The organism is Bradyrhizobium sp. S3.2.6, assembly GCF_040546885.1.
Taxonomy (GTDB): Bacteria; Pseudomonadota; Alphaproteobacteria; order Rhizobiales; family Xanthobacteraceae; genus Bradyrhizobium; species Bradyrhizobium cytisi.
Genome location: NZ_JBEPOS010000022.1, coordinates 91263 through 110628, shown reverse-complemented (window position 1 = coordinate 110628; position 19366 = coordinate 91263). Strand labels below are relative to the sequence as shown.

The following is a 19366-nucleotide window of genomic DNA, read 5'->3' as shown; positions in this document are numbered from 1 at the left end:
TGTTTAGTGGCGCGAACCAGGGGCTCGCTCTGGATTCGGCGGTTCGTCCCTACGCTGGAAAAAATCCAGAAGAAGACGAGCGACCTCTGCCGGATTTTCGTCCGCAGGCCAGTGGCCAGCGTCCCTTATGAGGCCGCCTCGCACATCGTGGGCAAGCGGTTCCCAGGCGTCGAAGACATGCTCACCATAGCTGCACTCGCCGCCCAGCGCGAGAATGGGGATGTTTAACCTTGTGCGCGAGGCTTCCTTGTGGTCCTCCATGTCCTGCCAGACGGCAGCGTAGTAGTTGATGCCCGCACGCAATGCCCCAGGCTTCGAGATCTGGCGCACATACTCCTCAAAGTCTTCCGGAGTTACCGCGGACGGGTTGCAGGCAGCGTGCCAGAAAAACCATGTCAGCAGGTCCCGCTCGCGGCCTCGGATGAAGTGCTCGGCCACCTCGGGAATCGTGAAGAAGCCAAGCTGCCAGGCGCTGCCCGCGTTTCGATCCGGCCTCGGCGCCATTTCCTGCTCATAGCCGAAACCTGGCAGCGCATATTCGATGACGCAAAGCCGCTGCACGAGACCCGGATAGCGTGCCGCGAGTTGGTAGGCGACCCCGGCGCCATGGTCGTAGCCGACGACATCGATATGCTGGAGGTCGAGCTGACTTAGAAGCTGCTGCACGTCGGCGGCCATGGTCCGCTTGTCGTAACCTGCAGGCGTGATGGTCGTTCCTCCGGTGCCGCGAAGGTCCGGCGCGATGACCTTATGGTCGGACGCAAGCGTCGCCAGCACCCGCCGCCACATCAGCGAATGCTGCGGGAACCCATGTAGCAGAAGAATAGCGGGCCCTTCGCCCGCGATGAGATAGTGAAGATCGAGCCCGTTCGCTTTTGCCTTCCGGTGCCCGATCCTATCGGAAGGTGCGCTCGGCGTTGTCCGCTGAATGGTCTGTGGCTCCATCGAAATTCTCCTTGCGAGCTGCCTGAGATAACCGAGAGATGGTCGCTTGGAGCCGTCATGGAAGTTCACGCATGGCTTGATCGATGCACCAGATCACCATTCGATCGTGCCTTTGTGGCTGCTGGCAAACCGATGCGTTGGAACAAGGCTTGTTGGAACAATGAACTTTCTAATCTCAAGCTTCCTCGGTTCAGACCAGATCGACGATGTCTTGAAACGCTGTTTAGCTCCTGACGTTCTTCGCCGGTGAACCGTCGGAGCGGCAGTCCGCAAGAGGTCCCGAGACGGTGCGTTTTGCATGGGCTATCGTCGCGGTTTGCTGGGCTCGTCGGCGCAAAAATTGCTAGAAGCGAACGGCTTCCTTCCTGGCCTGGCCCGGCACGTCCCGCCACGCCTCACTGCCCATCCGGAGACGACAATGCCTTTCGACTTGATCCTGCGCGGCGGCCGTGTGGTCGACCCGTCCCAGAAGCTCGATGCCGTGACGGATGTCGCATTTTCGGGTGGCAAGGTCGCCGCCGTCGGCAGCGGGCTCAAGGCGGATCCGGCGACTGAGGTCCGCGACGTCTCGCAGCTCATCGTGACGCCGGGCCTGATCGATCTCCACACCCACGTTTATTGGGGCGGCACTTCGCTCGGCATCGATGCCGAGGAATTCTGCCGCGCCTCCGGCGTCACCACCTCGGTCGACACCGGCAGCGCCGGCCCCGGTAATTTCGCGGGCTTCCGCAAGCATGTGATCGAGCCGAGCCAGGTCCGCATCCTCGCTTATCTCCACGTCTCCCATGCCGGCATTTTCGGCTTCTCGCACCGGATCATGGTCGGGGAGAGTGAGGAATTGCGGCTGATGAATCCGATCGATGCGGCCAAGGTCGCGGATGCCAACCGCGATCTCATCGTCGGCATCAAGGTGCGCGTCGGACTGCACTCCTCGGGCACATCGGGGACCGTGCCGCTCGACATCGCGCTCCAGGTCGCCAACGAGGTCGGCATGCCTTTGATGGCGCATATCGATCATCCGCCCCCGACCTATGAAGAGGTGCTGGCCCGCCTGCGTCCCGGCGACGTGCTGACGCATGCGTTCCGCCCGTTCCCGAACACGCCGGCGACCGCGCAAGGCACGGTGAAGAAGGCGGTGCTGGACGCGCGCGAGCGCGGCGTCTTGTTCGATATCGGCCACGGCAAGGGCTCGTTTGCGTTCAAGACCGCGCGCGCCATGCTCGCCAACGGCTTCTATCCGGACACCATCTCATCCGACATCCATCAGCTCTGCATCGACGGGCCGGCCTTCGATCAGGTGACGACGATGTCGAAGTTCCTCTGCATGGGCATGTCACTGTCGGACGTGATTGCGGCGTCGACGGAGAACGCCGCAATGGCGCTGCGGCGGCCCGAGCTCGGCAGCCTCAAGCCGGGCAGCGTCGGTGACGCCACGCTGATCTCGGTCAAGCAAGGCCAGTTCGACTATGAGGACGTGGTCGGCGAGCACCTGATCGGCGATCGCAAGATCGTCTCCGAAGGCGTCGTCATCGGCGGCCGCTGGTGGCATCCGAATTAGGGCTTTGCCTCTTCCCGTGAGAACGGGGAGAGGAAACTACTCGTTCTTGTCCACATTCCAGAACATCGGCGTCGCCGGGCCGTCGATCACGCCGGTGAGCGATTTGCGCCATGCACTCGGCGCCTGGAACTGGCCAAGCGGAACGTAGATCACCTGATCGTAGGCCTCCTTCTGTATTTCGAAGGCGATCTTCTTTTGCTCTTCCGGTGAGGTGGCGCGGGCAAAGGCGTCGCGCAGCTCCTCGAGCTTGGGGTCCTCGGACCAGCCGTACCAGCCGCCACTCGTGCCCTTGCCGCCCATTGGGACGTTGACCAGCGGGTTCAAGGAGTCGGCCGCGCCCTGGTAGGTGAAGAACATGTTCCAGCCGCCTTCCTTCGGCGACTTCTGGTTGGCGCGACGGGTGACCACGGTCTGCCAGTCCATCGCCTGAAGATCGACCTTGAAGCCGGCCTCGCGCAGGAGCTGTGCGACCACGACTGGCTGCGCTTTCAGCAGGATCTGGTCGGTCGGCGCCAGGATCACCACGGGCGTGCCGTCATAACCGGCCTCGGCCAACGCCTTCTTGGCGTCCGCCATGCCGTTGCCCTTGACCAGGGTCTCGCCGCCGGCGTCGCTGGCGAGCGGCGTGTCGCAGATGAAGAATGCGCCGCAGAATTTGTAGTATTTGGGATTGCCGATCTGCGCGTCGAGCACGTCCTTCTGGTTGATCGCAAGCATCGCGGCGCGGCGGATCTTCACATTGTCGAACGGCGGATGCAGGAAGTTCATCCGGCCGAAAGACTGGAATCCGAACTTGTTCAGGATCGACACGTTGATGTCCGGATTGGATTCGAGCGCGGGCAGCATGTCGAACGGCGGCGTTTCAACGAAATCGACATCGCCTGATTGCAGCGCGTTGAGCGCGGTCTGTGCGTCCGGCATCGTCAGCCACTCGACGCGGTCGACCTTCACCACCTTGCCGCCCGATGTCCATTCCGCCGGCTCCTTGCGCGGCACATAGTCGGTGTTCTTTTCGTAAACGGCTTTCACGCCGGGCTGGAATTCGCTCGCGACGAACTTGAATGGGCCGGAGCCGATCTGCTCCGGAATCTGCTTGGTGATCGGGGTCTCCGCCAACCGCTTCGGCATCATGAAGGCGACAACGGCCGACGGCTTGGCGATCGTCTCCAGCACGAGGCCATAGGGCTCCTTCAGCTTGAGGACGATCGTCTTGCCGTCCGCGGCTTCGATGCCCGCGGTGAAGTCCACCAGCTTGCGCGCCATGCCGTCGACGCTCGTGCCCCAGCGCTTCAGCGAGGCGACGCAATCCTCCGCCGTCACCGGCGCGCCGTCATGCCACTTCAGGCCGTCGCGCAGGGTGAAGGTGTAGGTCAGCCTGTCCGCGGACACCGTCCAGTCGGCCATCTGCGGCTGGACCTTGAAGCTGGAATCGATGCCGAGCAGCGTATCGTAGACCATGTAGCCATGGTCGCGGGTGATGATGGCCGTCGTGAAGCCGGGGTCGGTGATGCGAAGGTCCGATTGCATCACCGCAGTCAGGACTTTCTTTCCGCTCGCGGCCGATGCAGCCGACGACCAGGCCAGGGGAAGTGTCGATGGGGCAACGGCCGCAAGCTGAAGCAGTTTCCGTCGAGAGACGTAAACCATTCGCAATTCTCCCGATGCAAACGAGATCAGATGGCGGCTGCCGATGACGGGCAGCGTATGGCGGGGAGCGAGGCGTGACAAGCAGGCTTGCTCCCACCAATCTGAAAATCGTTGGTAGACCGAGCAAGGGCTGTGCCGCCGAAGCCTGCGATGCAGCAATCGCCAAAAGTCGTCTTGCCTTGGACTGGCGCGCGTCAGTCGCGTCCTGCTTCCATGATCGCCTTGGCAAGGCGTGCTGGATCGGAGAAGCACAGTTCATGGCTTCCCGCCACCTGCACCAGGCGGAACAGGCCGAGCTTCTCCGAGAGCCGCGGATGCCAGCCATAGCTGTGCGGCAGCGCGGTGTCCTCGGTGCAGTTGATGTACGATTTGGCCAGCGGCATCTCGGCCGGGTTGGTCTTGAGCGCAATCTTGTCGCTGAAGGTCTTCAGCGGATGCGGATTGAGCACGTCGTAGGCGCGCTGCGCCGTCTCGAGATCCGCATCGTTGATGAAGGCTTCGCGCCAGATCGGGAACGGCAGCACCACCGAGCCGTCGCCGCGTTCGGCCGCGATCGCGTCGAACAGGCCGATATAGTGCGGCGGCACCATGTCGTTGAGCGACTCGCCATTGTTGGGCACGAAGGCGTTCCAGTAGACCAGGCGGCGGATGCGCTCGGGCGCGAGATCGGCGACGCCGGTAATGATCATGCCGCCATAGGAATGGCCGAGCAAGATGACATCCTTCAGATTGTTCTCGGCGAGATAGTCGGCGATCGACTGGATCGCTTCCTTAAGCCCCGTCGTCTTGGCGTCACCCGGGCGGTTGCCCTTGATGGTCGGCAGGTAGACCTGAAGGCCGGCGGCGCGGATCGGGGCCGCGACAGGCTCGAGCTCGGCACCGGTATGCCAGGCGCCGTGGACGAGAACGTAGGACGACATGTTGTGGCTCCTCCGCAGGATGTGGTTAGATCAACATGAATTGGGTCCTTTGCGGCGCTCGCGAGGCGCGGGAGACAATTCTTGTTGTGCGAAGCGTGAACCGGCGGGCCAATTTCCGCTTGGCTGGAAGTGAACCGGATTGGTCTCGGAGTGAACCGATGCAGCAGGTCGATCCTACAAGCCGGCCGCGGCACGTCATCTGGAACACCGCGGAGACGCGGCTGGACGAGCAGTTTTCCTATTACCGCGAGGCGATCTGCCAGGCCTTCATGAACCTGACGCCGGAATCGGCGACGACGTCACGCTTCCCGGCCAAGGTGGAGACGATCGGGCTCGGCGCCGGCGCGATCAACCGGGTGGTGTTTCCCGAGCACACCGTGAATCGTTCACGTGCCGACATCGCAGCCTCGCGCGAGAGCTGCTTCTATCTCAACTTCAAGCTCGCCGGGCGCTGCCGCATGCTTCAGGACGGCCGCGAGGTCAGCCTGTCGCGGGGCCAGGTCGGTATCGTCGACAGTGACCGCGAGGTGACGCTGTTGCACGATCGCGGTCCGACGCTGGAGGTCGCTTCGTTCTGGGTGCCGTCGCGTGCCTTGCGCGACCGGCTGCCGGCCTCGTTCGATTTCAGGGCCGAGCGCGTCTCCGACGATCCCCATGTCGGTCATCTCATCATCGAGACCGCGCGCTCCCTGAATGCCGGCGCATTGCGGATGGCGGAGGAGGACAGCGTTCGGCTGTTCGACGTGCTGCTCGACCTCGTTGCGCTCAGCCTGTCGCGACGTTCGCGGGCGCAGACGGCGGAAGCCGCAGACTTCGCGGATGCCACCGTACTGGCGCTACGCCGGGCCATTCACGAGCGGCTGCGCGAGCCTGGGTTGACGGTCGCGGCGGTCGCGGGCGCGGTCGGCATCAGCGAGCGCTATGTCCACAAGCTGTTCGAGCGCTCCGGCACGACGTTTTCGGACTATGTGATGGCTCGCCGCCTTGATGGCGCTGCGGCCGAGCTGAAGGATCCGGCGCTTGCCGGCCGCGAGATCGGCACGATCGCCTTCGATTGGGGGTTTTCCGATCTCTCCCACTTCGCCCCGCGCTTCAAGCAGCGCTTTGGATGCCGGCCGCGGGATTGGCGCAGCCGGTGAGGGCGCGGGTCAGCGGCGCCTAAACCTGCTCGCGATAGAATTGCAAAGGCGCGGCGCCTGCCGCCGACAGCCGTTCGGCCGCACTGGGTCCGTGCCCGTGAAATTTGCGCGGGGGATCTGCGCGAGCCGCTGATGCGGGGTGCCCCCGGACCGTCAAATCCTGCCCAGCGCCATATCTTTGGACATGCCGCTCAAAAAATGTCCTTTGTGCAATTATGCATATAGTGCAAATTTGCAGTAAGAAGATGCTGTCCAGTGGGATAGAAAGGGATTGATCCATGTTCAGAACGAATTTCGCACGCGGCGCGGCCCTCGGAGGGCTGGCGCTGGTCCTGTCGGCCCTTCCGGCGTTTGCCGGGCCCGGCATATCCGACGATGTCGTCACGATCGGCATTTTAAACGACCAGTCGGGGCCTTACGCCGACCTTTCCGGGCAGGGATCCGTCGTGGCTGCACAGATGGCCATCGACGAATTCGGCGGAACCGTCCTTGGCAAGAAAATCGAGCTGCTGTCTGCCGATCACCAGAACAAGGCGGATATCGGGCTTGCGAAGGCGCGCGAATGGTTCGATCGCGCCGGCGTCGACGTGATCGCCGATTTCTCCAATTCGTCCGTGGGCTTCGCGGTTCAATCGCTGGCCAGGGATCGTGACAAGGTCACCCTGATCGCGGCGGCTTCGTCGGATTTCACTAGCAAGTCCTGCTCGGCGACATCAGCCCAATGGGTCTATACCAGCTACTCGAACGGATACGGACTGGCGAAGGCGCTCGTGAAATCGGGCTACAGCAGTTGGTTCCTGGTCACGGTGGATTATGCCTTCGGACAGGCATTTGCCGCCGATATCCGCAAGGCCGTCTCGGAAGGCAAAGGGCAGGTCCTGGGCGAAGTCCGGCATCCGCTCAATACCTCAGACATGAGCTCGTATTTGCTACAGGCGCAATCGTCGAAGGCAAAAGTCGTCGCTCTGGCGAGCGCGGGCGCGGATATGGCGACCGGCATCAAGCAGGCCGCCGAATTCGGCATCGCCGACCAATCGCTTGTCGCGCCGATCGTGTTCATCACCGACGTCCATTCGCTTGGCCTGGCGGCCGCCAAGGGCCTCAAATTCGTGACGGCGTTTTACTGGGACCGCAACGAGGAGACGCGGGCGTGGTCCAAAAAGTTCTTCGCAAAGCGGAACGCCATGCCGACCATGACTCAAGCCGGCGTGTACTCGGCGGTGCGGCATTATCTGCGAGCGGTCGAGGCGGCGCAGACCGACGAAGGACAGGCTGTGATGACCAAGATGAAGGAGCTTCCCGTTGACGACATCTTTTCGCGGAATGGGAAGGTCAGGGAGGACGGGCTGATGCTGCACGATATGTATCTCGTCGAGGTCAAGCAGCCGTCGGAATCCAAGGCACCCTGGGACTACTACAAGATTCTGGCGACAATTCCCGCGGATCAGGCGTTCCCGAGCCTTGAGCAGAGCGAGTGCCCGCTGGTTCGCAAATAACAGGCGACAACTGCCTGTGGCCGAAGATCCGTAGACGCCTCTCTAATCTTGCATGTCCGGCAAATTGCCTCTAGAGCCAACCTTGAGACGTTCCAAGAGGCTAGGGAGCGCGTGTTGGATCAGGCGCGATTTGTCGCGCGTCAGCTCGGACTTCGAATTCGAGAGGCGCGCCAACTTCGTAAACTCACGTTGCAGCAATTGGGGGCCGACACCAATCTGTCGGCCGCCTATCTTTCTCGAATCGAAAGAGGTGAGACCGCGACCTCCATCGCGAATCTCATCTCGATCGCGACCCGTTTGAACGTTCCTCTGCGGGACCTCTTCGAGGACACCAACGAGGCCTACGTCCCGAAGCATTATTCGGTGTCGAGGAAGAAGGACCGCAACGATTCAGAGCAAATGTCAGCAAATGGTTACGATTACCACTGGCTCTCTGGCGATCTGACTGAACCCAAGCTCAACGCCTTTCTGCTCGAGTTTCCGGTTACGTCGGAGATTGACGTCAAGCTCCTCTCGCACGAAGGCGAGGAAGTCCTCTATATCCTCGAGGGCCGGATCGAATTCCAGATCGGGTCCGACCGGCTGACACTGGATGCAGGCGATTGCGTCCATCTGCTCGGCGATAAGCCTCATATGGGCAGGAATGTCGGCAAGAAGCCGGCCAAGATGCTCATGGTGGTGACACCGTCCGACGTCATCCACCTGCCGCCAGCCAAGTCGCCTTGATCGAGTCCTCCTGAGCCTTGCCGGCCTGCCGCCCGTCCTTTGGACGCAAATTGCCTTGCGAATGAATTTGCATATCATGCAAATTTGTGGATATTGAACTTTGTCGCCGGGTTGCTCTCCGGCCGCCACACAAGGAGCAGGCTCCATGCAAAATTTCGTTCAGATGTCGCTCGGCGACGTCCATCGCTCGGCCAAGGCGGCTTTGCTGTCGCAGGGATTCAATGAGATCCACGCCCAGGCCATCGCCAATACCGTCACTGCGGCGGAGCGGGATGAGTGCCGTCACCACGGCCTGTTCAGGCTGCCGTTCTACATGAACGGCCTGTTGTCGGGGCAGGCGTCCGGAGAGGCAGAGCCTTCTCTTGTCGAGCTGACGCCGAGCGTGATCAAGGTCGATGCGAAATACTCCTTCTCCCCGCTGGCGCTTGAACGCGGTGACCAGCCTTTGGCGGACAAGGCGAAGGAGCACGGCATTGCCGTGCTTGCGGTGACGAATGCGCTCAATGTCGCTGCGCTATGGCCGGAGGTCGAGCGGCTGGCCGACCGCGGACTGGTCGGCTTCGCGTTTGTCGCGGCAAGCCCCTACGTGGCGCCCGCGGGCGGAACGAAGCCGCTGTTCGGAACCAATCCGATGGCATTCGCCTGGCCGCGCCATGATAAGCCGCCCGTAGTCTTCGACCAGGCGTCGAGCGCCTCCGCGAGAGGAGAAATCCAGCTTCGACTGCGCGACGGCAAAATGCTTCCGGAGGGGTGGGCCATCGGTCCTGACGGCAGGCCCACGACCGATCCGGCTCAGGCACTCGCCGGCGCGCAACTGCCGTTCGGCGGCTTCAAGGGCTCGAACATCGCTATGATGGTCGAGCTGCTGGCCGGGCCGCTGGTCGGCGACGTCCTCAGCTTCGAGGCCGGCGAGCGCGACAAGGCGAACACCGGCGCTCCCTGCGGCGGTGAATTGATCATCGCCATCGACCCGGTCCGATGTGTCGAAAACGGCGACCGTATCGCGCAGCTCAAGCATTCAGAGATGCTGTTCTCGCGGATGCTGGAGCAGGACGGGGCGAGACTTCCCTCCGATCGCAGGTACGAGGCGCGCGAGCGAACGGCAAAAGAGGGCGTCAAGGTGCCCGTATCGCTCCATGACCGAATCCAGGCCTATATCGCCGGAAAGCGCGTCGACGAGCGAAACGATTACGAGGGCGATCACCTCACGCACAGCAAGCCCATGATGGCCCATCAGCCCGCGTAGGAGATATGTCGTGACGACCATCGCCCCCACGGAGAAGACTCGCGTACGCCGGCGCCCCGAGCGCGCAGCCTATGATCGCCAGGTTATCTACGACATCCTTGATGAAGCGTTGGTGTGCCACATCGGCGTCGCCACGGAGGGCGGGCCGCGCGTCATTCCGACGGCGATCATCCGTGTCGGCGAGCATGTGTATGTTCACGGCAGTCCGAACAACCAGCTTCTCACCGCCTTGGCGGATGGCGCGCCGGCCTGCATCACCGTCACGCTGGTCGATTCAGTCGTGGCCGGCAGGTCCGGATTCGGAATGAGCATGGATTATCGCTCTGTCATGATCTTCGGCACGGCCGAGAAGATCGTAGATCCCGACGAAAAGGAACGCCTGGTCGCAGCCTTCGTCGAAGACATTATGCCGGGTCATATCGTTCGCCCGCCGAAGAAAAAGGAGCTGGCTGCAACGGTCTTCCTCCGTTTTCCGATTTCCGAGGCATCGGCGAAGATCCGAAATCACGGCGTGGTCGATCCCGAGGAAGACCATGCCTTGGACCTCTGGGCCGGTGTCGTACCGCTGAAGCTGATGGCCGGCGAGCCTCGGAATTGCGGAGATCTCAAGCCGGGCATCTCCACGCCGGACTATGCGAAACGCTACAAGAGGCCATCGACGAAATAGCCGACTACAGCGACCTTGCAATCAGCAGCTTCATGATCTCGTTGGTGCCGCCATAGATCTTCTGGACGCGGGAATCGATGAAGATGCGCGAGATCGGGTATTCCTGCATGTAGCCATAGCCGCCGAACAGCTGGAGGCATTCGTCGGCGGTCTGGACCTGCTTGTCCGAGCACCAGTATTTCGCCATCGACGCGGTGACGGTGTCGAGATCCCCGGCGACCAGGCGCTCGATGCACCAGTCGACGAAGACGCGGGCGATCATGGCTTCGGTCTTGCGCTCGGCCAGCGTGAAGGCGGTGTTCTGGAAATCCATCAGCGCCTTGCCGAACGCCTTCCGTTCCTTGGTGTATTCGGTGGTGAGCTTGACCGCGCGCTCCATCGAGGCGACGGCGCCGACCGCGAGCGCCAGGCGCTCCTGCGGCAGCTGCTGCATCAGCTGGGCAAAACCCTGGCCCTCTTCGTTGCCGAGCAGGTTCTCCGGCGGCACCGTGACATTGTCGAAGAACAGTTCCGACGTGTCGGAAGCGTGCAGGCCGATCTTGTCGAGGTTACGCCCGCGCTTGTAGCCGTCGGCGCCCGCGGTCTCGACCACGATCAGCGAAATGCCCTTGGCACCTAGCTCGCCGGTGCGCGCGACCACGATGACGAGATCTGCGGCCTGGCCGTTGGTGATGAAAGTCTTCTGGCCGTTGATGACGTAGGAATTTCCCTGCTTCTTCGCTGTGGTCTTGACGGCCTGCAGGTCCGAGCCGGTGCCGGGCTCGGTCATGGCGACGGCGCCGACCATCTCGCCCGAGGCCATCTTCGGCAGCCAGCGCTTCTTCTGCTCCTCCGAGCCGTAGTTGAGGATGTAATGAGCGACGATGGCGCTGTGCACGGAGACGCCGGTGGTCAGCTCCGGCACGGTGCTTTCGAGGTCGTCCAGCACGGCTGCGTCATAGGCGAAGGTCGCGCCCAGGCCGCCATATTCCTCCGGGACGCTCGCCAGCAGCGCGCCCATTTCACCAAGGCTGCGCCAGGCGAAGCGATCGACCATCTTCTGCTCGCGCCATTTCCCGGCATGCGGCGCCAGATCCTTGGCGAGATATTTCCGGAACTGGTCGCGGAAGACGTCGAGCTCTTCGGTCATCCAGGAGGAGCGGTAGGACATGGCGGCCTCGGTCGTTGATGGCGATGCGCCCGCCCAGCCGTGCCACAAGGCCAGCGGCGGGCGCAAGCCCGCCGCGTTGCTACGCCAGCGGCGGCCGCCCATGATTGTGTCTTGAGGCTGCGCCGGCCGTTGGCCTATCCTGCCTGCGCGGTTTTGCCGCCGTCGATGATGAATTGGCCGCCGGTCGCGTAGGGATGATCGTCCGAGGCGAGCATGAGTGCGAACGCCGCGACCTCCTCCGCGCTCGCCACGCGCTGCATTCCCGGAACATGGGTTTTGGCCCATTGCGCGATGGCCACGTGCCAGGCAGCATCGGGAAGATTTTCCATGCCGGCGAGCCGGCGGATGAACGGGGTATCCGTGGTGCCGGGGATCAGGGTGTTGATGCGGATGCCGTATTGGGCATATTCGAGTGCAGCGGCCTGCACCATGCCGACAAGCCCGCGCTTGGCCGCGGAATAGGCGGAGCGGTTCGCCGTCGTGGCGATGGCGTTGGACGACGAGGTGACCACGATCGATCCGCCGTTCTGCAGCATGTGCGGAATCTGGTACTTCATGGACAGGAAAACGCCGCGCAGGTCGGTATTGATCACGTCATCGAACTCGGCAGCGCTGTACTGATGCAGGGGCTTTTCGATGGAGATGCCCGCATTGTTGAAAGCGACGTCGAGGCGGCCATGAAGATCGATCGTCTTGTCGACCAGGGCCTTGACCTCGGCCTCTTTGCGGACGTCGGCCCGGACGAACGACGCATTGCCACCGCCCGCCTTGATCTCCTCCTCGACCCGGGCCCCGCGTTCGACATTGCGTCCGCAGAACACGACCCTGCCGCCTTCGGCGGCGAACATCAACGCAGCGGCGCGGCCGATGCCCGAGGTGCCGCCGGTCACGATGATGGTCTTTTCGACGAAGCGGCGCCTGCCGCTCGGCTTCTGCTGCGGCGGCGTCGCGCCCTGGCCAAGCGCCATGCCGCCGGCAAGGCCGCCGATGGCACTCGCCAGCATGCCGAGTGCGGCACCGCCGACCAGATGACGCCGCTTTACGCGCGAGGTTGCGGTGCTATGCTGCATTTCGGTCATTTCGAACTCCCGACCGCTCCGTCTAAACAGTGTTAAGATGGATAGCCCGCAATCTGAACAGTGTCAAGTTAGGCATGACAAAACCGAATGCGCCCGCGCGCGCCAAGCCGAGCCCCAGGGTTCCGAAGCTTGAGGCCGGCTATCATCATGGTGAGCTTCAGGAGGCCCTGATTGCGGCGAGCGAGGCCATTCTTGCCGAGCACGGCGCCGAAGGCTTTACGCTTCGCGAGGCCGCCCGCCGCGCCGGCGTGTCTCCAGCCGCACCGTCACATCATTTCGGCAATGCGCAGGGCCTGCTGACGGAGGTGGCGATCCGCGGCTATGACGCGCTTGCCGGCGCGCTGCGGGATGCTGCGTCTCGCAAGCAGGGCGCGCGCGAAAAACTCCAGGCCCAGGGCCTCGCCTATGTTGAATTCGCGCTGAGGCATCCCGGTCGTTTCCAGATGATGTTTGCCAACAAACGCCTTGTCGCGGACGATTCGCGCCTCAGGCAGGCGAGCAGGGCGGCTGGCCGCGAGTTCGAGGCCATCATCGCCGAACTCGTCGGCGGGACGCCGAAAGAGGCGAAGACCGCGGCCGCGGCGGCCTGGTCAACCGTCCACGGTTTTGCCAAGCTTGCGCTGGAGGAGAAATTCGGCTCGCTGAGCAGCGAGGCCGGATACCGCGAGATCATGACGACGCTCAATCACGTCCTGAACTATCTCTGGCCGGCGGGCGCCGCACGCCGCTAGATGCAGATCGAGGGGTGAACGCATCATGACGGCCAAGGCGACAGAGCTCAAGCTCGACATCGAACGGATCGGGACGGTCTCGGCGACATTGATGCAGCCAGCCAATGCGTGCGCCTGTTACGTCCTGGCACACGGCGCGGGCGCCGACATGCGGCATTCCTTCATGGAGAAGGTCGCGGCGGGGCTCGCGGACCGTGGCACCGCGACGTTCCGCTTCAATTTTCCCTACATGGAAAACAAGCAGGGCCGTCCCGACCAGCCTGCGGTCGCGCACGCCACCATCCGCGCGGCGGTCGAGGAGGCGGCGCGGCTGTGCCCAGGCGTGACGCTCGTCGCCGGCGGAAAATCGTTCGGCGGACGCATGACGTCGCAGGCGCAAGCGAAGAGGCCGTTGCCCGCCGTGAAAGGGCTCGCCTTCCTCGGCTTTCCTCTGCATGCCGACAAGAAGCCCTCGACAGAACGGGCCGAGCACCTCGCCCAGGTTGAGATTCCTATGCTGTTCCTGCAAGGCACGCGCGACGGGCTCGCCGATCTCGGCCTTCTCAGGCCCGTCGTTGCGGCGCTCGGCGCGAAGGCGACGCTGCATGAGGTCGAAGGCGGCGACCACTCCTTCGCGGTGCTGAAGAAGTCCGGCCGCACCAACGATGGGGCGCTCACAGAAGTGCTCGACACGCTCACGGCCTGGATTGACCAACTCGCCTGAGGCTCAGGCCGAATAAAGCCCCTTGTCGCGCGCCTTCTGGATTGCGAGTGCAGCGATCAGGTCGAGCGTCGGGGTCGACAGGCCCGCGGTGCGCGCGAAGGCGGCGGGCGCCTTCACCAACACGTCGATCTCCATGGCGCGGCCGAGCTCGTAATCCTGCAGCAGCGATGGCTTGTGATTGGGGGCGGGGCCGCTGCGTGTGACGCGCTTGACCTCGGGGATGAAGTGCTGCGCGATGTCGTTCGCCTCGTTCAGCATGCGCGGAATGACCTCGGCGAAGGCGGGGTCGTCGCGCACGCCGCGCGCGGTCTGTCCGGTCAGCAGGCACAGCACCGACAGCGACATGTTGGTCAGCAGCTTTGACCAGATCGCCTCGCGGATTTCGGCCACCGGCGGCGATTCCAGCCGGGCGTCATTGAAGACGCCGCGGAGTTTCGTGATGCGTTCGCAATTGCGGTCGTCGCATTCGCCGATCAGGAGGCGGTTGCGGTCCGGCGTCAGGTTCTGCACGACGCCGGGCGCGGTCACCTCGTTGGAGGAGAACACCACCCCACCGATGATCCGCTCCTTCGGGATGCAGGCGCACAGACGTCCACCTGGATCGAGGAAGGAAATGTCCGGCGGCGTCGGGTGTCGCGGCGGCAGGCCGATACCGTACCACCAGGGAATGCCGTTCTGGGCGAATACGATGGCGGTGTCGTCCTGGAGCAGCGGCTTGATGCTGGAGACCAGTCCGGTCAGCGCCGTGGCCTTGAGCGTCGAGATCACCACATCCTGCGGGCCGAGCTGGGCCGGATCGCCCGAGGCGTTCACCTTGGCCGAGACCTCGGAATCGCCGACGCGCAACTTCAGGCCATTGGCGCGCACCGCCTCGAGATGCGCGCCGCGCATTACGCATGAGACCTCGTGGCCGGCGCGCGCGAGCCTGACCGCGAGATGGCTTCCGACGGCGCCCGCGCCGAAAATGCAGATGCGCATAGATGTCCCGTCCTGATCCTTGATGTCGCCCAACGCCAGCATGACACAAGCCGCCATGCGATGGGCGCGGCCGCCCCACGCCGGAAAGATATGGATCGGGGTCTACAGCCTCGTCCATAGTGCGCGGCAACCAATAAGACCGGAGGATCGCCGATGACTGCCAGCCCTGTCCTGTGGACCCTCGACGAGCGCGGGGTTGCGACCGTCACGCTCAATCGCCCGGAGGTCAACAACGCCTATGACGGCGCCCTGATCGCCGGCGTGCTCGGGTCCATGGACGATCTCGGCAAAAAGCCCAACCTCCGTGTTGTCGTGCTCCGGGGCAACGGCAAGCACTTTCAGGCCGGCGCCGACCTCAAATGGATCAACGGCGTGCGGCCGCAATCGCCTGATGCGAACGAGGCGGCGTCCCGGGCGACGTTCGAGGCCGTGCAGCGGCTCAACACGCTGCCGATCCCGACCGTCGCGTTGGTGCAGGGCGGCTGCTTTGGTGGCGGCACCGGCGTGATTTCGGCCTGCGATGTCGTGATCGCCGCCGACAACGCCCTGTTCTCCATCACGGAGGTGCGCTGGGGTCTGACCGCCGCGATCATCATCCCCCAGCTCTGCGATGCCATGAGTGTACGGCAAGTCCGCCGTTACGCGTTGACCGGCGAACGCTTTGGCGCCGAAGACGCCCGCCGCATCGGCCTCGTCCATGACGTCGTGCCGCTCGCCGATCTCGAAACCGCCGGCGCCAAGGTGGTCGAGCAGCTGCTCGCCAACGGACCGGAGGCCGTGGCCGAGACCAAGCGGCTGGCGCTGGAGAGCTCGTTCGGCGGAATGGCCGTGGACGATGCGGCGTACGCGCGGCTCGTGCAACTGCATTCGCTCAAGCGCCAGAGCCCGGAGGCGGCGGAGGGGCTGGCTTCGTTCGCCGAGAAGCGGGCGGCGAACTGGGGCGGCGGGAAGACGTGACGGTTGCGCGGCCAGCCTCACAGCGACGTAGCGAGTGACGTCTTGAGGAGCGCCAGCAGCGCCTGCACTGCCGCCGCATTGCGCCGCCGCTCGGGGATCGCGGCCTTCACCCACAGCTCGGGAATTGGAAAATCGCGCAGCACGGGCTTGAGCGTGCCGTCGCGCAAGGCATCCGCGACGAGATAGTGCGATATCAGCGTGATGCCGTTCCTGGCGATCGCGCTGCGCGCCAGCACATGTCCTTCGTTGGACGAAAGCAGCGGGCTGACCTGGATGCTGACGCGGCCGCGCGGTCCGTCAAAGATCCATTCCGGACCGGTCGGCAGGAAGCTGAGGCAGCGATGCTCGACGAGGTCGCGCGGATGCCTTGGCGTGCCGTGCTTCTTCAAATAGGCCGGTGAGGCGCAGAGCAGCCGCTTCAGCGCGCACAGCGGCTCGTCGACGACACCGCCGAAGGAATGCGGAAAGGCGCCGATCGCGATGTCAAAGCCTTCGGTGACGGGATCGACCGGACGATCGATCAGCACGATCTCGAGCTTTAATCGCGGGTTCTGGGTCTGGAAAGCGCTGAACGCGTCCGCAAGCCGCGCCACCGTCAGCGAGGTCGGTGCCTTGATACGGAGATGATCGACGAGATCGTGGCCCTTCTCGCCCATGCGCGAGAGCAAATCGGTGGCGTCGGTGACCACGCCGCGCGCGCGATGCACATAGCGTTGACCGGCGTCGGTCAGCCGCATTTGCCGGGTCGAGCGCTGAAACAGCGGCGTGCCGATCCGCGCTTCCAGCTGCGTGACGCGCTTGGCCACCACAGAGGTCGAGACACCGAGTTTTCGGGCGGCCGCGGAGAATCCGGCTGCATCTGCCGTGGCGAGGAACGCTTGGAGGTTTACCAGGATATCCATGTCGACCTTTCTCGATTCGAGAAAGCTGATCGCGTATATTGGTGGATTGTAGCCTGTCTCGCGTTAATTCATAGTCGGGCCAAGCAAGAGATTTTCAGGGATAGGACGCGCCATGCGGGCCACGACGATCGAAGAACCAGCGCGCCAGGTGCCGCTTTACGGCGAATACGAAGTCGTCGTGCTCGGCGGCGGCCCGGCCGGCATTGTGGCGGCGGCATCCGCAGCGCGCGCCGGACGAAAGACGCTGCTGATCGAGCGCTATGGCTTTCTCGGCGGCATGGGCACCGCGGCAGGCGTCACCAATTTCTGCGGTCTGCATGGCAATGTCTTTGGCCAGGCCCACCGGCTGGTGCAGGGCATGGCGTCTGACCTGCTGGCGCGGATCGATCATCTGAACGGCCTCAACACGCCACATCTGATCCTCGGCAAGGTGTTTGCCCAGGCCTATGACACCGCGGCCTACAAGATCGCAGCCGACGAGCTGCTTGTGAGCCACAAGGTCCACATCCTCTTCCACGCACTCGGCGCGGGTGTTGTGATGGGCGATGACCGCCGTATCGACGCGCTGATGGTCGAGACCAAGGCGGGCCGGCAGGCGGTGCGCTCAGAGATCTTCATCGATTGCTCCGGCGACGGGGATCTCGCAGTCTGGGCCGGCGCGCCGTTCGACATTGGCGATGAGCACGGCCATCCGATGTACCCGTCGATGATGCTTCGTCTCAACGGCATTGACCCCGCAAAGGCCGGCGATGCCTGGCGGACCATCCCGCAATTGATGGAACAGGCCACCGCCGCCGGCACGCACAAATTCCCACGCAAGAGTGCGATCGTGCGGCCGCAAAAATCCGGCATCGAATGGCGGGTGAATTTCACCCAGATCGCGCGCGAGGACGGCCACGCCATCAACGGCGTCGAGCCCGACGATCTCACCCGCGGCGAGATCGAGGGCCGCAAGCAGGCGCTCGCAGCCTTTGAATTCCTGCGCACTGTGCCGGGGTTTGAAAAATCCTACATCGTCGATCTGCCGCCGCAACTCGGCATCCGCGAGACCCGCCGCATCAAGGGCGGCTACCAGCTCAGCGGCGAGGACGTGCTCGGCTGCGCCTCGTTCGAGGATTCCATCGGCGTCAATGGCTGGCCGATCGAGGCCCATGTCCCCGGGGACGTCGTCTTCACCTTCCCGCCGATCCCGGAATCGCGCGGCTATAACGAGCTGCCGTATCGGATGCTGCTGCCCGAGGGCGTCGATAACCTCCTGGTCGCCGGCCGCTGCGCCTCGATGACCCATGAGGGGCAGTCGGCGGCGCGGGTTTCCGGGGCCTGCTTCGTGATGGGGGAGGCGGCCGGTTCCGCAGCCGCCCTGGCGCTGTCCGGAAATCGGATTCCACGAGAAATCCCGGTTGAATTATTGCAGGAAACGTTGAAACAACAGGGCGCCTTCATCGGGCGGGACCAGCCGGTGCCCGAGGGCCTGTAACGGACTGCAAGAAGAACCATTGGAGGAAGCGGGATGATCGGGATTGCGCGGCTCGCGGCAGCTGGCCTTTTGGCGATGATGGCGATGGGCACGGTCCGGGCCGAAGACGCACTGAAGGCCAGGATCGGCGTGCTCCGCCTGTCGTCCTCCGCGCCGGTCTTCATCGCGCAGGACAAGGGCTATTTCCGCGAAGCCGGCCTCGACGTCGAGCTGAAATTCTTCGACGCGGCGCAGCCGATCGCGGTCGCCACGACCTCGGGCGACGTCGATTTCGGCGTCACGGCTTTCACCGCCGGCCTCTACAATCTCGCCGGCAAGGGCGTGCTGAAGGTGATCGGCGGCATGAGCCGCGAAAAGGCCGGCTATCCCCTGATCGGCTATTTCGCCAGCAACAACGCCTATGCGAGCGGCCTGAAGACGCCGAAGGACCTCGCGGGCAAGCGCATCGCGGTGACCCAGGTCGGCTCGAGCTTCCATTATTCGCTCGGCCTGCTCGCCGACAAATACGGCTTCAAGCTCGCTGAGGTGAAGATCGTGCCGCTGCAGTCATTGTCGAATGCAGCCGCCGCGCTGAAGGGCGAGACCGTCGATGCGGCGCTGCTGCCGATCTCGACGGCGCGAAAGCTGATGGACGAGGGCGGTGCAAAATTCCTGGGCTGGGTCGGCGACGAGACGCCCTGGCAATTGGGCGCGGTGTTCGCCTCGCCGAAGACGCTGACCAACAAGGTGCTGGTGACAAAATTTCTCGGTGTGCTCGCCAAGGCCGATCGCGAATATCACGACGTCATCCTTGCCGCGATGAAGGACGGTGTTGCCCCGATCAACGACAAGACAAAGCTGCTGCTGGAGATCATCGCAAAATACACCAACCTGCCGGTCGAGCAGGTGGTCGGCAACTGCGCCTATATCGATCCGGACGGCAAGCTCGACGTCAAGAACGTCGACAACCAGATCAAATGGCTCCAGGAGCAGGGCTTTGCTGACAAGGGCTTTGATGCCAATACGATCATCGCCAAGGATTTTGTGAAGGCGGACTAACCCGTAG

General features: G+C 63.6%; 18 protein-coding genes. 11 read left to right on the top strand and 7 right to left on the bottom strand.

Annotated features, from left to right (window positions below; all coding sequences use genetic code 11):
- Nucleotides 1–3: 3 nt before the first annotated feature.
- Nucleotides 4–945 carry an alpha/beta fold hydrolase gene (locus tag ABID58_RS29815; protein WP_354036407.1) on the bottom strand — a complete coding sequence of 314 codons (942 nt, stop codon included), beginning with the start codon at nucleotides 943–945 and terminating at the stop codon, nucleotides 4–6.
- 418 nt (nucleotides 946–1363) lie between these two features.
- Here ABID58_RS29815 and ABID58_RS29810 point away from each other — a divergent pair, with 418 nt between their 5' ends.
- The gene (locus ABID58_RS29810; protein ID WP_148751899.1) at nucleotides 1364–2503 is read left to right on the top strand and encodes an amidohydrolase/deacetylase family metallohydrolase; all 1140 of its coding nucleotides are present in this window, start codon (nucleotides 1364–1366) and stop codon (nucleotides 2501–2503) included.
- Nucleotides 2504–2539: 36 nt separating this feature from the next.
- Here ABID58_RS29810 and ABID58_RS29805 read toward each other — a convergent pair whose 3' ends face one another.
- Entirely contained in the window at nucleotides 2540–4150 is a 1611-nt protein-coding gene (locus ABID58_RS29805) for an ABC transporter substrate-binding protein (RefSeq protein ID WP_354036406.1), read from the bottom strand.
- A 194-nt stretch (nucleotides 4151–4344) separates the two neighbouring features.
- Nucleotides 4345–5070: an alpha/beta hydrolase gene (locus tag ABID58_RS29800; RefSeq protein ID WP_354036405.1), complete on the bottom strand. Its 726-nt coding sequence runs from the start codon at nucleotides 5068–5070 to the stop codon at nucleotides 4345–4347.
- Nucleotides 5071–5228: 158 nt separating this feature from the next.
- Between ABID58_RS29800 and ABID58_RS29795 the strand changes: the two genes are divergently transcribed.
- The 5 genes from ABID58_RS29795 (at nucleotide 5229) to ABID58_RS29775 (ending at nucleotide 10344) form a co-directional block, all read left to right on the top strand.
- Nucleotides 5229–6209: a helix-turn-helix domain-containing protein gene (locus ABID58_RS29795; RefSeq protein ID WP_354036404.1), complete on the top strand. Its 981-nt coding sequence runs from the start codon at nucleotides 5229–5231 to the stop codon at nucleotides 6207–6209.
- A gap of 278 nt (nucleotides 6210–6487) precedes the next feature.
- Entirely contained in the window at nucleotides 6488–7705 is a 1218-nt protein-coding gene (locus ABID58_RS29790) for an ABC transporter substrate-binding protein (RefSeq protein ID WP_354036403.1), read from the top strand.
- Nucleotides 7706–7819: 114 nt separating this feature from the next.
- Nucleotides 7820–8431: a helix-turn-helix domain-containing protein gene (locus ABID58_RS29785; protein ID WP_187434921.1), complete on the top strand. Its 612-nt coding sequence runs from the start codon at nucleotides 7820–7822 to the stop codon at nucleotides 8429–8431.
- 145 nt (nucleotides 8432–8576) lie between these two features.
- Nucleotides 8577–9677, top strand: a complete 1101-nt coding sequence (locus tag ABID58_RS29780) for an Ldh family oxidoreductase (RefSeq protein WP_210250916.1) — start codon at nucleotides 8577–8579, stop codon at nucleotides 9675–9677.
- Between the two features lie 10 nt (nucleotides 9678–9687).
- On the top strand, nucleotides 9688–10344 hold the full coding sequence (locus tag ABID58_RS29775; RefSeq protein ID WP_354036402.1) for a pyridoxamine 5'-phosphate oxidase family protein: 657 nt from the start codon (nucleotides 9688–9690) through the stop codon (nucleotides 10342–10344).
- A gap of 4 nt (nucleotides 10345–10348) precedes the next feature.
- Here the strand turns inward: ABID58_RS29775 and ABID58_RS29770 are convergent, their stop codons facing one another.
- Nucleotides 10349–11494 (bottom strand): acyl-CoA dehydrogenase family protein, encoded by a 1146-nt coding sequence (locus ABID58_RS29770; protein ID WP_354036433.1) that lies wholly within the window; start codon nucleotides 11492–11494, stop codon nucleotides 10349–10351.
- 134 nt (nucleotides 11495–11628) lie between these two features.
- Nucleotides 11629–12573: an SDR family NAD(P)-dependent oxidoreductase gene (locus ABID58_RS29765; RefSeq protein ID WP_354036401.1), complete on the bottom strand. Its 945-nt coding sequence runs from the start codon at nucleotides 12571–12573 to the stop codon at nucleotides 11629–11631.
- 74 nt (nucleotides 12574–12647) lie between these two features.
- Between ABID58_RS29765 and ABID58_RS29760 the strand changes: the two genes are divergently transcribed.
- The gene (locus ABID58_RS29760) at nucleotides 12648–13304 is read left to right on the top strand and encodes a TetR/AcrR family transcriptional regulator (protein WP_354036400.1); all 657 of its coding nucleotides are present in this window, start codon (nucleotides 12648–12650) and stop codon (nucleotides 13302–13304) included.
- Nucleotides 13305–13329: 25 nt separating this feature from the next.
- Nucleotides 13330–14007 carry an alpha/beta hydrolase family protein gene (locus ABID58_RS29755; protein WP_354036399.1) on the top strand — a complete coding sequence of 226 codons (678 nt, stop codon included), beginning with the start codon at nucleotides 13330–13332 and terminating at the stop codon, nucleotides 14005–14007.
- A 3-nt stretch (nucleotides 14008–14010) separates the two neighbouring features.
- Here ABID58_RS29755 and ABID58_RS29750 read toward each other — a convergent pair whose 3' ends face one another.
- The gene (locus ABID58_RS29750; protein WP_354036431.1) at nucleotides 14011–14985 is read right to left on the bottom strand and encodes a ketopantoate reductase family protein; all 975 of its coding nucleotides are present in this window, start codon (nucleotides 14983–14985) and stop codon (nucleotides 14011–14013) included.
- 153 nt (nucleotides 14986–15138) lie between these two features.
- Here ABID58_RS29750 and ABID58_RS29745 point away from each other — a divergent pair, with 153 nt between their 5' ends.
- The gene (locus ABID58_RS29745; RefSeq protein ID WP_354036397.1) at nucleotides 15139–15942 is read left to right on the top strand and encodes an enoyl-CoA hydratase-related protein; all 804 of its coding nucleotides are present in this window, start codon (nucleotides 15139–15141) and stop codon (nucleotides 15940–15942) included.
- A 17-nt stretch (nucleotides 15943–15959) separates the two neighbouring features.
- Here the strand turns inward: ABID58_RS29745 and ABID58_RS29740 are convergent, their stop codons facing one another.
- Complete coding sequence (locus ABID58_RS29740) at nucleotides 15960–16844, bottom strand: LysR family transcriptional regulator (RefSeq protein ID WP_354036396.1); 885 nt, start codon at nucleotides 16842–16844, stop codon at nucleotides 15960–15962.
- Between the two features lie 112 nt (nucleotides 16845–16956).
- On the opposite strand from ABID58_RS29740, the gene ABID58_RS29735 reads away from it, so the two are divergent.
- Both ABID58_RS29735 and ABID58_RS29730 read left to right on the top strand, forming a co-directional pair.
- Nucleotides 16957–18321: an FAD-dependent oxidoreductase gene (locus ABID58_RS29735; protein ID WP_354036395.1), complete on the top strand. Its 1365-nt coding sequence runs from the start codon at nucleotides 16957–16959 to the stop codon at nucleotides 18319–18321.
- Nucleotides 18322–18354: 33 nt separating this feature from the next.
- Entirely contained in the window at nucleotides 18355–19359 is a 1005-nt protein-coding gene (locus ABID58_RS29730; protein WP_354036393.1) for an ABC transporter substrate-binding protein, read from the top strand.
- The last annotated feature ends 7 nt before the right edge of the window (nucleotides 19360–19366 follow it).

What these genes read in the sequence shown, in the direction of transcription:
- ABID58_RS29800 (WP_354036405.1), bottom strand. Translation starts at nt 5,070, where the DNA reads ATGTCGTCCTACGTTCTCGTCCACGGCGCCTGGCATACCGGTGCCGAG.
- ABID58_RS29735 (WP_354036395.1), top strand. Translation starts at nt 16,957, where the DNA reads ATGCGGGCCACGACGATCGAAGAACCAGCGCGCCAGGTGCCGCTTTAC.
- ABID58_RS29805 (WP_354036406.1), bottom strand. Translation starts at nt 4,150, where the DNA reads ATGGTTTACGTCTCTCGACGGAAACTGCTTCAGCTTGCGGCCGTTGCC.
- ABID58_RS29810 (WP_148751899.1), top strand. Translation starts at nt 1,364, where the DNA reads ATGCCTTTCGACTTGATCCTGCGCGGCGGCCGTGTGGTCGACCCGTCC.
- ABID58_RS29740 (WP_354036396.1), bottom strand. Translation starts at nt 16,844, where the DNA reads ATGGATATCCTGGTAAACCTCCAAGCGTTCCTCGCCACGGCAGATGCA.
- ABID58_RS29770 (WP_354036433.1), bottom strand. Translation starts at nt 11,494, where the DNA reads ATGTCCTACCGCTCCTCCTGGATGACCGAAGAGCTCGACGTCTTCCGC.
- ABID58_RS29815 (WP_354036407.1), bottom strand. Translation starts at nt 945, where the DNA reads ATGGAGCCACAGACCATTCAGCGGACAACGCCGAGCGCACCTTCCGAT.
- ABID58_RS29765 (WP_354036401.1), bottom strand. Translation starts at nt 12,573, where the DNA reads ATGACCGAAATGCAGCATAGCACCGCAACCTCGCGCGTAAAGCGGCGT.
- ABID58_RS29760 (WP_354036400.1), top strand. Translation starts at nt 12,648, where the DNA reads ATGACAAAACCGAATGCGCCCGCGCGCGCCAAGCCGAGCCCCAGGGTT.
- ABID58_RS29745 (WP_354036397.1), top strand. Translation starts at nt 15,139, where the DNA reads ATGACTGCCAGCCCTGTCCTGTGGACCCTCGACGAGCGCGGGGTTGCG.
- ABID58_RS29795 (WP_354036404.1), top strand. Translation starts at nt 5,229, where the DNA reads ATGCAGCAGGTCGATCCTACAAGCCGGCCGCGGCACGTCATCTGGAAC.
- ABID58_RS29780 (WP_210250916.1), top strand. Translation starts at nt 8,577, where the DNA reads ATGCAAAATTTCGTTCAGATGTCGCTCGGCGACGTCCATCGCTCGGCC.
- ABID58_RS29790 (WP_354036403.1), top strand. Translation starts at nt 6,488, where the DNA reads ATGTTCAGAACGAATTTCGCACGCGGCGCGGCCCTCGGAGGGCTGGCG.
- ABID58_RS29750 (WP_354036431.1), bottom strand. Translation starts at nt 14,985, where the DNA reads ATGCGCATCTGCATTTTCGGCGCGGGCGCCGTCGGAAGCCATCTCGCG.
- ABID58_RS29755 (WP_354036399.1), top strand. Translation starts at nt 13,330, where the DNA reads ATGACGGCCAAGGCGACAGAGCTCAAGCTCGACATCGAACGGATCGGG.
- ABID58_RS29730 (WP_354036393.1), top strand. Translation starts at nt 18,355, where the DNA reads ATGATCGGGATTGCGCGGCTCGCGGCAGCTGGCCTTTTGGCGATGATG.